Here is a 12,960-nt window from a genome sequence, read left to right as displayed (position 1 = left end):
AATAAAAAGAGATAAAGATTAACTAATCTTTATCTCTTTTTTACTACGCTATATTTTCAAAACATAATTGAACTGAATTATTTAAAGTTACTATATCTTGAGCATTATTTTCATCTATTTCATAATTTTCATTGAATACAAATCCATTAGTTAAACCATAAGCTGTAAGAGCTAAAGTAAAAGGTACTAACATTACCATTATTAATATAAACATTGTCATAATTAAAACCTCCATTAAGTAAGTTATAAATTTATTATAAATATTTAAGCTTAATCTATTATTATTTTAAACTTAAAAAAACCTTAAAACTTATTTAGTATGAATTTATTATAATATTAAATTTAAAAAAAAGCCTTACATCTATACATATCTTTCATTACGTTTTTGTAAGGTGGATTAAAAATAAAAAACTAATTAAAAATAAAAAAATGACTAAACTATATAGTATAATAACCTAGATAAAAAAATCTAATTTTATTTAAAGAGGAGACAGTATGGAAAGATATAAAGGATTTTACATTGAAAAACCTACTGGAAATAATATTTTTTCTTATGAAGAAAGAGCAAACAAAAAGATTTATGTTCCTGAGCTAATAGAAGCCGATTTGAATGCTGTTGTGGTAGGAGATGAAATAGTATTCAATGAAATCGATGAAGATGTTGAGATAAAGGCTAAAGGGCTTAAAAATATAGTTAAATATAATATTAATAATAAAGATGTTTACATATTTGATAATCACAATCACGCATTTTATTTTTGGCTTAAAAGCTTAAGTAAAAAGAGTTTTAATAAAGGATGTAAGTTAGTACACGTAGATCAACATAAGGATATGAGAGAACCTGAAGATTATGATGTAGACATTTTAGATATGGATGATGTGTTTAGATATACTAATGAAGTTTTAAATGTAGGTAACTTTATAAAACCTGCTCTTAAACATAATATTTTTTCTGAAGCTATTATAATTGATAGCTCTTATGGATTTGATTTGGATATAGATGGGGAATATGTACTAGATATAGATTTAGACATTTTTTCAAAAGATATGGATTATATACCATATGAAACTAAAGTTTCAAAAATAAAAGATCTTATAAAAAATACTAAGGTAATAACTATAGCAAGTAGCCCATTTTTTATAGAGCAAGAGTATGCTATAAAAGTGTTAAAAGAATTATTTAATTATGATATAATAGAGTAGTTATATTAGAAATTATGGTATAATATAAAGTTGAAAACTATAAAACTAAAAGAATTTATACTATAAAGATTATAAAAATTATAAAAAACAAAATTTTAGGAGGACAAAGGTATGAGTTTATACACTGAATGGAGAAACTTAAGTGATAACCACGAAAGCCAAGAATCAGAAATAAAGTTCTGGGAAGATTATTTAAAAGTTGAAGCTGGAATATACAACGAAATTTTAAACAAGAAGCAAGAAGTTATAGAAGGAAAAGTTAGCGATTTAGCAGCTAGCCACAACACATCTGTTGAATACTTCATGGGATTCATAGATGGAATAAGTGAAAGTTTAAAAGAAGAGATAACTTTAGAAACTATAGAAGCTGATAGTACTATAAAGTTAGACATAGATTGGGAAAAATTATACTACAACATGGTAGCTGTAGAAGCTCATTGGTTATATAACTTACAAGGATGGGCTGAAATATTACCAGAAGCTAAGAGAAAAGAATTACAAAAATCTTATAAAACTTCTAAAACAGTAGTTAAAGAAGACAGAGTTGGAAGAAACGATGCTTGCCCATGTGGAAGTGGAAAAAAATATAAGAAGTGTTGTGGAAAGTAAGGTAAATTTATGTTTATTCTAAGATTCATGAACGAAGAAGATGATTTATCAGTTAAGGAATTTACTAACTTAAGTGAGGTAAAAAGCTATATAGCTGAAAACAATCTAGAGAGAACATGGCATCAAATAGAAGAAGTTAAAAAAGTTATACCGAACTTAAAAGAAGACTAATATGAAGGATATTATGATAAAGACTATTTATCATAATATCTTTTTTTATATATTAAAAAATTTTAATACATTTTTACTATATAAATTATTAACTTAAGTGATATTGATTTAATCAACAAATTAACATTCAAAATGTATAATTAATTAAAAAATAAAATTAAAATAATATAATTATTTTAAAATATTACAAGTAAAAATAATTTTGTTGTAAAAAAGTTTTTTTATATAAAGTTTATTTTATAATATAGACATCTATGTAAAATCATAGTATATTGTATACATAGACAACAAGAAATGACACAAAGTGATAAAAACACTAGGATCAGACATAATAACAAAGCAATTAAAAGAGATAGACATAAAAGGAGGAGTTTATTTAATACTCCTCCAAAGAATAACCTTAATATAAAAATACTAACCCCCCTGAATTAGTATTTAGAAAATCCAAACCCCTTTAAAGACTGTATCGGAAGCAGTCTTTTTTTATTATTATAAATAATTTATATAAATAAAATAATTATTTGGTTAATATACAGTGTTATCGATAAATTTAACGTAATCAATGACTTTTTTCGTTAATTAAAAAATAGCTATTATCTAAAATTTAATTAAAGATAATAGCTATTTTGCTGAATTTTAAATTAAGAATAAACTTAATATAATTAATATTATTTATTTATATCAGCTAAGTCTTTAGCTATTTGAGCAGCTATCTTAGCATTGTTATATACTAATTCTATGTTAGACTCTAAGCTTTTACCAGCAGTTATAGTCTTAACTTTGTCTAATAAGAAAGGTGTAACCTTTTTACCTGCTATATTATTTTCTTCAGCTTCTTTTAAAGCAGTTTCTATAGCGTTAGTTATAGTATCGTAGTCCATTTCAAACTCATTTGGAATTGGATTACCTATAACCATACCACCTTTTAAATTTAAGTCCCATTTAGCTTTTAAAGCAGTAGCAACTTCCATAGGAGAGTCAACTCTGTAGTCAACACCGAATCCACTTTTTCTAGTGTAGAATGCAGGGAATTCATCTGTACCAAATCCTATTACTGGCACTCCATTAGTCTCTAAGTATTCTAATGTTAAACCTATATCTAATATAGATTTAGCACCAGCACATATAACAGCAACATCTGTATTAGCTAATTCTTGTAAATCAGCAGATATATCAAATGTTTCTTGAGCACCTCTATGAACACCACCTATACCACCTGTAGCAAATACTTTAACACCAGCTAAGTCAGCTAATATCATCGTAGTAGCAACAGTAGTAGCTCCATTTAATTTCTTAGATATTATGAAAGGTAAATCTCTTCTACTAGCCTTAACAACATCTTTACTCGTTCCTAAGAACTCTATTTCTTCTTCAGTAAGACCAACTTTTAAAACTCCATCTATTATAGCAATGGTAGCTGGAATAGCACCATTTTCTCTTATTATTTTACTAACATTTTTAGCCATCTCTACATTTTTTGGATATGGCATTCCATGAGATATTATAGTTGACTCTAATGCAACTACAGGTTCACCTGCTTCTATAGCTTTTTTAACTTCTGGATGTACTTGTAAATATTTTTCTAACATAAAATCATCTCCTTAAGAATTTTTTCAATATTTTCAACTGACATATTAGGATTAATTGTATTTTCATGAGACAATGCTATAAGTGAGGCTGCAACAGCAAAATTAGTTGCATATTCAATATCAAAATTATTTAAATGACCATAAACAAGAGCTGCTGTAAATGCATCTCCTGCACCTGTAGCATTAATAATATCAATTTTTACTCCATCAATTTTAAAACTAGTTTCTTGCGTAGCGCAGAATACTCCATCTTTTCCAAGCGTAATAAATAATTTTTCAACACCCTGGCTTAGTAATTTTTCAGCGCATAAATTTAAGTCATCAATACTATCAATTTTTATTCCAGATAGTGATTCAGCTTCATACTTGTTTAATTTTATAGTATTAAATTTACCAATGATGTCTTTTAATTTCATACATTTAGCTGTTGATACTGCATCAACAAATATTGGTATGTGTGAATATGTAGAAGTTATATATTCTATAACCTCTTTAGATAAGTTAGTATCTAGAACAATAGCTAAAGAATCATTTATAAATTGATGCTTAGAACTAATATATTCAACATCTATCTTTTCTAATAAATCCATATGAGATATTGCTAACTGCATATCATTAGAATTATTAAGTATAGAAACATATATTGATGTAGGTATTTCATTAGATACATAACAATCATCAGTATCCATTCCATAGCTTTTACATTCTGATAATAATTGATTTCCATATAAATCATTTCCAACAGCAGAGATAAGCTTTGTACCTATTCCTAATCGGCACATATTATCAGCTATGTTTCTCCCAACACCACCTAAAGATATATCAACCTTACCAGGATTAGAGTCAAACATTACAAGAGTGTTATTAGGCATACCTTGTATATCTATATTAGATCCACCTATAACTGTTACATAATTACTCTTGTTTAAAATGTATCCTTTGCCCTTTATATATCCTTTTTTCATAAGATTAGTTATATGTACTGCAATAGAAGAACGAGCTATACATAACCTATCGGCTAATTCTTGTTGAGAAATCATAGGATTTTCTTTTAAAATATCTAAAATTTCTTTTTCTCTCTCAGTCATATTTACCACCTGAAATAAATATTTGTTTATATAAATAAACATTTGTTTATAGATATATTAACATTAACTTATTAATTTTTCAACAAAAAAATGTTTTATATTCTTAAGGAACAAAAAAAACTATAAAACATACTATAAATTAAGATAAAACTTATTAGGGAGGACAGCCATGAAGATAGGAGACGTAGTAGCAAGAAAATCGTATAATAAGGACATTGTTTTTAGAATAGTTGGATTTAGCATAGATGAAAATAATGAAAAAATAGCAATACTAAAAGGGATCGCATTTAGAATAATTGCAGACGCATACTTAGACGATTTAGAAGTAGTAAAACTTCCAGATATTAGAGAAGTATTATTAGATAAAGATGTAGAGAGTTTGTTAAGTCAATCTATGAGAAAAGCAAAAGAGAGACAAAAAAAGATGAATAGAGCAGTTCCTAAATTGCAAGCCAATACTAATATTTACGGAATGCCAGGAAAAGTATTACAAATAGATGGGGATAAAGAATATTTAAAAATATGTTTGGATGTATATACAGAGCTAGGTATTCCAGCGGTAGGAGTAGCTATTCCAGAGGCAAATCAATATAAAGAAGTACGAGCATTATTAGAAAAACACAATCCAGATATACTTGTTATAACAGGTCATGATGCAATGACTTCAAGAAAAGGAAGTATAACAGATCTAAATAATTATAAAAATTCAATGAATTTTATAAAAACTGTAAAGCAAGCACGCAAATGGCAACCAAATTTGGATAATTTAGTTATATTTGCAGGTGCATGCCAATCCAATTATGAGCAAATAATAAAAGCAGGAGCAAATTATGCGAGTTCACCAGGTAGGATAATGATTCATGCTTTAGATCCTGTTTTTGTAGTTGAAAAAATTGCTTGCTCAAGAATAGATACTATAGTTCCTATAGAGGAAGTTATAGAGCAGACAGTTACTGGAATTAAAGGGGTTGGAGGATCTGAGACTAGAGGGAAATTTAGATGGGCAATGCCTAAATCAATGTTATATTAATTAAGGTTGGCTATATTATACAGTATATCTTAAAAAATACTATTGACTTTTGGATAAAAAATATATAAAATAATTAGTTTAAACGTTTGACAAAAGTGTTAAAATATGATATTATGTAAACATACAAACGTTTAAAGAAGGTGATATTATGGCCACTGTTCAAACTTTAGATAATATAAGGGTAAGTTTGGAAAGGTACTTAGGTAAGAAGATATTACTTAAGGCTAACAAGGGAAGAAAGCAGATAGTTACCAAAAAAGGAATTCTAGAGAAAGTTTATCCAAGCGTGTTTGTTGTAAAGTTAGATGATGAAGGTAATGGATACACAAGAGTATCTTATAGTTATTCTGACTTGCTAACATCTAATGTAAAGTTGCAAGTATTTAAAGATCAAAATAAATTACACGTCAGTTAAAATTATGCCTATTAAAAATAGGTGTAATTTTTTTTTTGTTTCCTAAATATAAATATAGTGTGATAGTTTTATTTAATACAGGGGGGACAAATAATATGGAATTAATTAAAGATGTAATTAAGGTCGATAATAGAATAGACTTTGGAAAGTTTCAAACATTTATAGAGACTGAGGCTGTTGTGCCAGACAAAAAATCAGATGTATATGATATAGTTAAAACTGAAGGGTACATATCTATTAAGAAAATAGAAGTTGCAGATGGAAAATTAGTGTGTAGAGGAAGTTTCAACTACAATGTTATATACATAACTGATGATAAGAATACTGTTTCAAGCGTAGATGGAAAAATAGACATAAATGAAGTTATAGAAAAAGATAATATAGTTCAAGATATGGAATATATGTTATACCCAGAAGTTGAACATGTTGATTGTACTATAATGAATGAAAGAAAAATAAGAGTAGGAGCTCTTATGAATATAAGAGGTAGTTTGTTTGATAAACAAAAACTAGATATAGTTAAAGATGTTTCTCAAGTTGAAGGAATACAAAAACATAGAAAAGAAATTAGTTATCAAGACATAATAGGAATAGAGAAATCTGAAAGTGTTATAAGGGACACAATAACTATAAATACTGAAGAAATCCAATCAATAATAAGCTTAAATCCATATGCAAAAATAAAAGAAAGTAGAGTAGCTGATAACAAAGTTATAATAGGTGGAGTATTAGAGGTTAATCCTTTAGCTTGCACATATGATGGAGAATTAGTTGAACTAGACAGAATAGGTATAGATTTCACTCAATTTATAGAAGTTCCAGGGGCTTGTGATGGAATGTCTGAAGAATCATTACTATCTATGGGTGATTTCAATTATATATTTAAACAAAATGGAGAAAGTAATACTGGTTTATTAGAAATTGATTGTACAGTAGCATGCAAGGTTAAAGTTAGTGATGAGGTAACAAGAGAAGTACTTCAAGATGCATATTCTCCACAAAAAATAATAAAATTTGATCATAGAGCAATAGAAGTTAATAAAACATTAAGTAATGGATCAGAAACATTTGTGGTAAGAGACAGCATAAAAAATGCTAATGATGATATACAAATAAAAGATGTAGTAAGTGTTTGCCCAACTATATCTATAGAAAATTCTTATGTAGAAGATGATAAGAGTGTTATACAAGGGATAATAAAGGTAGACATATTATATGTTCCAGTGGAAGGCTTAAGAATAGTTTATAAATTAAGTGAAGAAATACCATTTGAACATGAAACGACAATAGATAATCTAACAGACACTTGCAAAGTATTTAGTACAGCTGCGATAGAAAAGGTAGATGTAGATTTAAATAGAGATGAGATAGATTTAAGTGTAAAAGTTAAGAGATATACAGAAGCTGTAGATAAAAAACCAGAGAGCTTTATAATAAAAGGTGATGATTTAGGTGTTTATGATTTATCTAAAGCTCCAAGTATAATAGTTTATATATGCAAAGAGGGAGATAATCTTTGGAATATAGCTAAGAAATACAATACAACAGAAAATGAGATAGCAGAAATAAATGAGCTAAGAGTAGATGAACCATTAAAACCAGGAAAATGTTTAATATTGGAAAAGAAAGTTGTTTTAGTAGATTAATAATTTAAAAATAAAATAAAATAATAGGGGATTATAATCCCCTATTATTTTATTTTTTGTAGTATAATGTTAATTAGTTAGAAATGCATTATACTATATACAAGGAGGCTACAATGAATTCTATAGAGTTAAAAAGTAGAGCGAAAATAAATTTATCAATAGATGTGCTAGGAAAAAGAGAAGATGGATATCATTTAGTCGAAATGATAATGCAGACAATAGATTTGTATGACATCATAAGAATGATTGAACTAGAAACTGAAGATATAGTTATAAAAAGTAATAGCTCAGATATACCTTTAGATGATAATAATATAGTTTATAAGGCTGTTAATTTATTAAAAAATAAATTTAATATAAAAAAGGGTGTTGAAATATTTATAGAAAAAAATATACCTGTGGCAGCAGGAATGGCTGGTGGAAGTTCTAATGCAGCAGCTGTTTTGGTTGGTCTTAATAAGATATGGGGATTAAATTTATCAGAAATAGAATTACAAGAGATAGGATTAAATTTAGGGGCAGATGTTCCGTACTGCATAGCTGGGAAAACAGCATTAGCAGAAGGTATAGGAGAACAATTAACATATATAAAAGGACTTTCTGAAGATGCTAATATATTAATATGTAAACCTAATTTATTTGTATCTACTAAAAAAGTCTATGAGGGGTTAGATTTAAAAAATATTCAAGAAAGACCGGATAATAAATTTCTAATAAAATCTCTAGAAGATGGAGATATAAAATCTGTAGCAGAAAATATGGTTAATGTTCTTGAAACTGTAACAAGCAAATATCATGAAGAAATAAAAGAAATTGAGGCAGTAATGTTAGAGTGTAATGCTTTAGGATCTATGATGAGTGGAAGTGGACCTACTGTATTTGGATTATTTGAAAATAAAAATGATGCCTTAAATGGAAAAGAAAAGCTATTACAAAAGTACACTCAAGTATATGTAGTAAATAGCAGTGAAAAAGGAGTTGAGATTAGTGGATAATTTAACTAAATTAAATTTAGATGATTATAAGCCATTAAGAGATGTAGTATTTGAAAACTTAAGAGAAGCAATTTTAGAAGGAAAATTAAAACCAGGTCAAAGACTAATGGAAGTTCAATTAGCAGAGCAATTAGGTGTTAGTAGAACTCCAGTTAGAGAAGCTATAAGAAAATTAGAGCTTGAAGGATTAGTTATAATGCTTCCAAGAAAAGGTGCATATGTGGCTAATATGTCACTAAAAGATATATTAGATGTATTAGAGATAAGAGCTAGTTTAGAAGGTCTAGCAGCGTCTTTAGCAGCAGAAAGAATAAGTGAAGACGATCTTAAAAGATTAGAACTTATAGCTAAAGACTTTGAAAAAAGCGCAGACTCTGCGGATGTAGAAGAACTATTAAGAAAAGACGTTGAATTCCATGAATGTATATTCAAAGCGACTAACAATAAAAAATTACATCAATTAATAAACTCATTATGGGAACAGGTATATAGATTTAGAGTAACTTATATATCAGATTATGATTCATCAGTGAGTATAATTTGTGAGCATAAATCTATATTAGATGCTATTAAAAAAGGTGATACTGAGATGGCTAAAAAGTATGCAACAGAGCATATAGAAAAAGCTGAACAGTTTATGATAGAAAAAGCTATGAATAATAAAAATATCTAAGAAAGAAGGGATACCTTCTTTTTTTTACGTTTAAGGAAATTATATTCCCTCAAAACATGTGGATAACCCATCAAATATAGTTAAGTTCATTTAGAAATTTATTGAAATTTTTAAAAATAAATTGTTAAATATATCTTTTAAATTTGTATAAATATTTTAAAAGTGGACATACTCAAAATAGAAATAGTTTGAGGGGGAAAATTTATGAATAAGATAAAAATAAGATTGATTATATTAATATCAACTTTAATAGGAATAATATCATTAATGACAGTAACAATAAGTGGGGAAGCTAAAAAAATAGATATAGCAGTAGAAGATTATAGAGATAAATTAATTAGATTTCATGTGATAGCTAATAGTGATTCAGATGAGGATCAAGAATTAAAACTTAAAGTTAGAGATGCAGTTATAGCATATTTAGAACCTAAATTAGCTAAATCAAAAAGCATACAACAAAGCGAAAAAATAATAAAAAATGAATATAAAGAATTAGAAAAAATAAGTAAAAATATTATTGAAGAAAATGGATATACTTATGAAGTAAAGGTTGGCATTAAATATAGTAAATTTCCAACAAAGCAATACTCTAGTGTAATACTTCCAGCAGGTGAATATAAAGCACTAAAAATAGTTATAGGTAAAGGACAAGGTAAAAATTGGTGGTGTGTTATGTTTCCTCCTTTATGTTTTGTAGATAAACAAAATGGTGTGATTGATAAGGAAACAGATGCAAAGTTAAAATCAGTTTTAACAAAAGAAGAATATGAATTAATCACAAAGAAAACTGATAAGGAAATGAATAAAGTAAAAGTTAAATTTAAAGTAGTAGAAATTCTACAGTCAATATTATAAATCAAAAGGAGTGAATTTAACTATGGAGAGGTGCTATAAAATTATAGTATCACTATTAGTTTTAACTTATCTATTAGTACCAATTAATCAAGTCTTAGCTATGGATGTACCACAAGATGGACAAGATCAAGGTGTACCAGCAGTTCAAGCTAAGTCAACAACGCAACAAAAGAGAGAAGTTATAAGTATAACTAGTGATGAACTATTGCTACTATCCAAGCTTGTAGCTGGCGAAGCGAGAGGAGAAAGCTATGAAGGACAGGTAGCTGTAGCTGCGGTTGTAATAAATAGAGTAAGGGATTCAAGATTTCCAAATAGTATAAGAGATGTAATATATCAGGAAAATGCATTTTCAGTGGTGAATGATGGGTCAATAAATATGCAACCTACGGATAGTGCATATAAAGCAGCTCAAGAAGCTTTATATGGAAATGATCCAACGAACAATGCAATTTATTTTTGGAATCCAGATATAGCTACATGTCAATGGATAAGAACTTTAGACCCATACATGAGAATAGGGAATCATGTATTTGCAAAATAGAAAAATAGAATGCTGTAAATTTGATAAAGGAGCTTTTTGCTCCTTTATTTTTTTTTGAAAATAAACTATAATAATCACTTAGATAACAAAATGCATATAATAGTGGATACTTAATAAATACAAAATTCAGAAAGGTGATCAAAATTATGAAAAAACTTAATGTAGCCTTAATATTTGGTGGGAAATCAGGAGAGCACGAAGTTTCGTTATCATCAACAGCTTCGATATATAAACATATAGATAAAGATAAATATAATGTATTTACAATAGGCATAACAAAAGATGGAAGATGGATGTACTATGAAGGTAATGAAGAAAATATAAAAAATGGAGAATGGGTAAATTTAGCTAATAAAAATGTTGAAATTAACTTAGTTCCTGTAGGAAATAGAGAAGTCGGTCTTGTATTTGAAGATGGAAGAGTAGAAAAGATGGATGTTTTATTCCCTGTTTTACATGGTCCATACGGTGAAGATGGAACAATACAAGGTTTATTTGAAATAAGTCAAATACCATATGTAGGTTGTGGAGTATTAGCTTCAAGCGTAGGTATGGATAAGCTTGTTTGTAAAAAAGTATTTTCTCAAATCGGACTACCACAAGTTGATTATACTTACACAACAAAGTGGTCATTTAATAAAAATGAAGATCAAGAACTAAATAGTATAGAATCAAAATTAAAATATCCTATATTTGTAAAACCAGCTAACTTAGGTTCGAGTGTAGGTATATCGAAAGCTTGTAATAGAGAAGAATTATTAAAAGGTATAAATGAAGCATTACAATTTGATTCGAGAGTAGTATTAGAGCAAGGTGTAAATGCAAGGGAAATAGAAGTTGCAGTACTTGGTAATGATGAGGTTAAAGCATCTATAGCAGGTGAAATAAAGCCAGCTAAAGATTTTTATGATTATGAAGATAAATATATAAATGGAGCTTCTACTTATGACATACCTGCGAACATAAGTGATGAGGACATGGAAAATATAAGACAAATGGCGATAGAAGCATTTAAGGGAATTGATGGAAAAGGACTTTCAAGAGTAGATTTCTTTAAAGATAAAGAGACTGGAGAAATATTTATAAATGAGATAAATACTTTACCAGGATTCACTAATATAAGTATGTATCCTAAGATGTGGGAAGCTACAGGATTAGAATACTCTAATCTTATAGACAGACTTATAGATTTAGCGATAGACGCTAAGAAGTAAAGAAGGTGTTTAAAATGAGTGATAGACCAATTGGTGTTTTTGACTCTGGTTTAGGTGGATTAACAGTACTAAAAGAAATAACAAAAATATTACCTAATGAAAATGTAGTTTATTTTGGAGATACTGCTAGGGTGCCTTATGGACCAAGATCAAAAGAAACTGTAATGAAATATACTTTTCAAGCTATAAATTTCTTAATGTCTAAGAATGTAAAAGCTATAGTAATAGCTTGTAACACTGCGACAGCTAGATGTTTAAAAGAAGCTAATGAAAAATATAATATACCTATAATAGGTGTTATAGAAGCAGGGGCTAGAACAGCTGCTTATTCGACTAAAAATAAAATAGTAGGTGTTATTGGAACAGAAGGTACAGTTCGTTCAAAGGCATACAACACAGAAATAGGAAAATTAGATAAAGATATCAAAATAATTGATAGAGCATGTAATTTATTTGTACCAATAGTAGAAGAAGGTTGGTCAAATAGTGAGATAGCGACTTTAACAGCTAAAAAATATTTACAAGATTTAATAGATCAAGGAATTGATTCTTTAGTATTAGGTTGTACTCACTATCCTTTATTAAAGAGAACTATCGGTGAAGTTGTCGGTGAAGAAATAAAATTAGTAAATCCAGCAAAAGAAACAGCAAAGGATTTAAAAAAGATATTAGAAGATGAAAATTTAGTACGTCTGGCAGAAAATAATAAGCCATATTATGAGTATTATGTATCAGATATACCTGAAAGATTTGCAAATATAGCAGCAGAATTCTTAAAAAGAGAAATTCAAGGCGTTAAGAATGTAGAGATACAAAAATATTAAGATTAAAATAAATATAGAGGAGTATCTCAATGTGATTTTTAATCATTAGGGAGATACTCCTTTTTTTAAAACTATAAGATGTTTTAAAAATATTGTAAAATAGA

General features: G+C 27.9%; 15 protein-coding genes. 12 read left to right on the top strand and 3 right to left on the bottom strand.

The window, feature by feature from the left end; genetic code table 11:
• Nucleotides 1–43 precede the first annotated feature (43 nt).
• A complete protein-coding gene (locus BLP75_RS18210; protein ID WP_170139203.1) occupies nt 44–220 on the bottom strand; it encodes a hypothetical protein in 177 nt (58 codons plus the stop codon).
• A gap of 275 nt (nt 221–495) precedes the next feature.
• Between BLP75_RS18210 and BLP75_RS15455 the strand changes: the two genes are divergently transcribed.
• The 3 genes from BLP75_RS15455 to BLP75_RS18205 all read left to right on the top strand — a co-directional run bounded on the left by BLP75_RS15455 (nt 496) and on the right by BLP75_RS18205 (nt 1,983).
• Complete coding sequence (locus BLP75_RS15455) at nt 496–1,203, top strand: peptide arginase family protein (RefSeq protein WP_092727439.1); 708 nt, start codon at nt 496–498, stop codon at nt 1,201–1,203.
• Between the two features lie 111 nt (nt 1,204–1,314).
• Entirely contained in the window at nt 1,315–1,812 is a 498-nt protein-coding gene (locus BLP75_RS15450; RefSeq protein WP_092727438.1) for an SEC-C metal-binding domain-containing protein, read from the top strand.
• 9 nt (nt 1,813–1,821) lie between these two features.
• Nucleotides 1,822–1,983, top strand: coding sequence for a hypothetical protein (locus BLP75_RS18205; protein WP_092727437.1), 162 nt, complete (start codon nt 1,822–1,824; stop codon nt 1,981–1,983).
• A 668-nt stretch (nt 1,984–2,651) separates the two neighbouring features.
• Here the strand turns inward: BLP75_RS18205 and BLP75_RS15440 are convergent.
• A complete protein-coding gene (locus BLP75_RS15440) occupies nt 2,652–3,572 on the bottom strand; it encodes a pseudouridine-5'-phosphate glycosidase (RefSeq protein ID WP_092727436.1) in 921 nt (306 codons plus the stop codon).
• On the bottom strand, nt 3,566–4,660 hold the full coding sequence (locus BLP75_RS15435; RefSeq protein ID WP_092727435.1) for a PfkB family carbohydrate kinase: 1,095 nt from the start codon (nt 4,658–4,660) through the stop codon (nt 3,566–3,568). The genes BLP75_RS15440 and BLP75_RS15435 overlap by 7 nt, the downstream gene beginning before the upstream one ends.
• 169 nt (nt 4,661–4,829) lie before the next feature.
• Here BLP75_RS15435 and yabG point away from each other — a divergent pair, with 169 nt between their 5' ends.
• The 9 genes from yabG (at nt 4,830) to murI (ending at nt 12,856) form a co-directional block, all read left to right on the top strand.
• Nucleotides 4,830–5,690: a sporulation peptidase YabG gene (gene yabG / locus BLP75_RS15430; RefSeq protein WP_092727434.1), complete on the top strand. Its 861-nt coding sequence runs from the start codon at nt 4,830–4,832 to the stop codon at nt 5,688–5,690.
• A 148-nt stretch (nt 5,691–5,838) separates the two neighbouring features.
• A complete protein-coding gene (locus tag BLP75_RS15425; RefSeq protein WP_092727433.1) occupies nt 5,839–6,105 on the top strand; it encodes a Veg family protein in 267 nt (88 codons plus the stop codon).
• 95 nt (nt 6,106–6,200) lie between these two features.
• Nucleotides 6,201–7,751: a DUF3794 and LysM peptidoglycan-binding domain-containing protein gene (locus tag BLP75_RS15420; RefSeq protein ID WP_092727432.1), complete on the top strand. Its 1,551-nt coding sequence runs from the start codon at nt 6,201–6,203 to the stop codon at nt 7,749–7,751.
• Nucleotides 7,752–7,864: 113 nt separating this feature from the next.
• On the top strand, nt 7,865–8,746 hold the full coding sequence (gene ispE / locus BLP75_RS15415) for a 4-(cytidine 5'-diphospho)-2-C-methyl-D-erythritol kinase (RefSeq protein WP_092727431.1): 882 nt from the start codon (nt 7,865–7,867) through the stop codon (nt 8,744–8,746).
• On the top strand, nt 8,739–9,419 hold the full coding sequence (locus BLP75_RS15410; RefSeq protein ID WP_092727430.1) for a GntR family transcriptional regulator: 681 nt from the start codon (nt 8,739–8,741) through the stop codon (nt 9,417–9,419). Before ispE ends, BLP75_RS15410 begins: the two co-directional genes overlap by 8 nt.
• 204 nt (nt 9,420–9,623) lie before the next feature.
• The gene (spoIIR, locus tag BLP75_RS15405; RefSeq protein WP_092727429.1) at nt 9,624–10,274 is read left to right on the top strand and encodes a stage II sporulation protein R; all 651 of its coding nucleotides are present in this window, start codon (nt 9,624–9,626) and stop codon (nt 10,272–10,274) included.
• 22 nt (nt 10,275–10,296) lie between these two features.
• Nucleotides 10,297–10,818 carry a cell wall hydrolase gene (locus BLP75_RS15400; RefSeq protein WP_092727428.1) on the top strand — a complete coding sequence of 174 codons (522 nt, stop codon included), beginning with the start codon at nt 10,297–10,299 and terminating at the stop codon, nt 10,816–10,818.
• A gap of 146 nt (nt 10,819–10,964) precedes the next feature.
• Nucleotides 10,965–12,032, top strand: a complete 1,068-nt coding sequence (locus BLP75_RS15395) for a D-alanine--D-alanine ligase (protein WP_092727427.1) — start codon at nt 10,965–10,967, stop codon at nt 12,030–12,032.
• A gap of 14 nt (nt 12,033–12,046) precedes the next feature.
• Nucleotides 12,047–12,856 carry a glutamate racemase gene (gene murI / locus BLP75_RS15390; protein ID WP_092727426.1) on the top strand — a complete coding sequence of 270 codons (810 nt, stop codon included), beginning with the start codon at nt 12,047–12,049 and terminating at the stop codon, nt 12,854–12,856.
• Nucleotides 12,857–12,960: the final 104 nt, after the last annotated feature.

The sequence above is a fragment of the Romboutsia lituseburensis DSM 797 genome (assembly GCF_900103615.1).
Classification (GTDB): domain Bacteria; phylum Bacillota; class Clostridia; order Peptostreptococcales; family Peptostreptococcaceae; genus Romboutsia_F; species Romboutsia_F lituseburensis.
Note: the sequence above shows the minus strand (reverse complement) of the source record. Positions and strands in the feature narration are given on the sequence as shown.

Coding starts and splice junctions, on each gene's coding strand:
- BLP75_RS18210 (WP_170139203.1), bottom strand. CDS start 220: ATGACAATGTTTATATTAATAATGGTAATGTTAGTACCTTTTACTTTA.
- BLP75_RS15455 (WP_092727439.1), top strand. CDS start 496: ATGGAAAGATATAAAGGATTTTACATTGAAAAACCTACTGGAAATAAT.
- BLP75_RS15450 (WP_092727438.1), top strand. CDS start 1,315: ATGAGTTTATACACTGAATGGAGAAACTTAAGTGATAACCACGAAAGC.
- BLP75_RS18205 (WP_092727437.1), top strand. CDS start 1,822: ATGTTTATTCTAAGATTCATGAACGAAGAAGATGATTTATCAGTTAAG.
- BLP75_RS15440 (WP_092727436.1), bottom strand. CDS start 3,572: ATGTTAGAAAAATATTTACAAGTACATCCAGAAGTTAAAAAAGCTATA.
- BLP75_RS15435 (WP_092727435.1), bottom strand. CDS start 4,660: ATGACTGAGAGAGAAAAAGAAATTTTAGATATTTTAAAAGAAAATCCT.
- yabG (WP_092727434.1), top strand. CDS start 4,830: ATGAAGATAGGAGACGTAGTAGCAAGAAAATCGTATAATAAGGACATT.
- BLP75_RS15425 (WP_092727433.1), top strand. CDS start 5,839: ATGGCCACTGTTCAAACTTTAGATAATATAAGGGTAAGTTTGGAAAGG.
- BLP75_RS15420 (WP_092727432.1), top strand. CDS start 6,201: ATGGAATTAATTAAAGATGTAATTAAGGTCGATAATAGAATAGACTTT.
- ispE (WP_092727431.1), top strand. CDS start 7,865: ATGAATTCTATAGAGTTAAAAAGTAGAGCGAAAATAAATTTATCAATA.
- spoIIR (WP_092727429.1), top strand. CDS start 9,624: ATGAATAAGATAAAAATAAGATTGATTATATTAATATCAACTTTAATA.
- BLP75_RS15400 (WP_092727428.1), top strand. CDS start 10,297: ATGGAGAGGTGCTATAAAATTATAGTATCACTATTAGTTTTAACTTAT.
- BLP75_RS15395 (WP_092727427.1), top strand. CDS start 10,965: ATGAAAAAACTTAATGTAGCCTTAATATTTGGTGGGAAATCAGGAGAG.
- murI (WP_092727426.1), top strand. CDS start 12,047: ATGAGTGATAGACCAATTGGTGTTTTTGACTCTGGTTTAGGTGGATTA.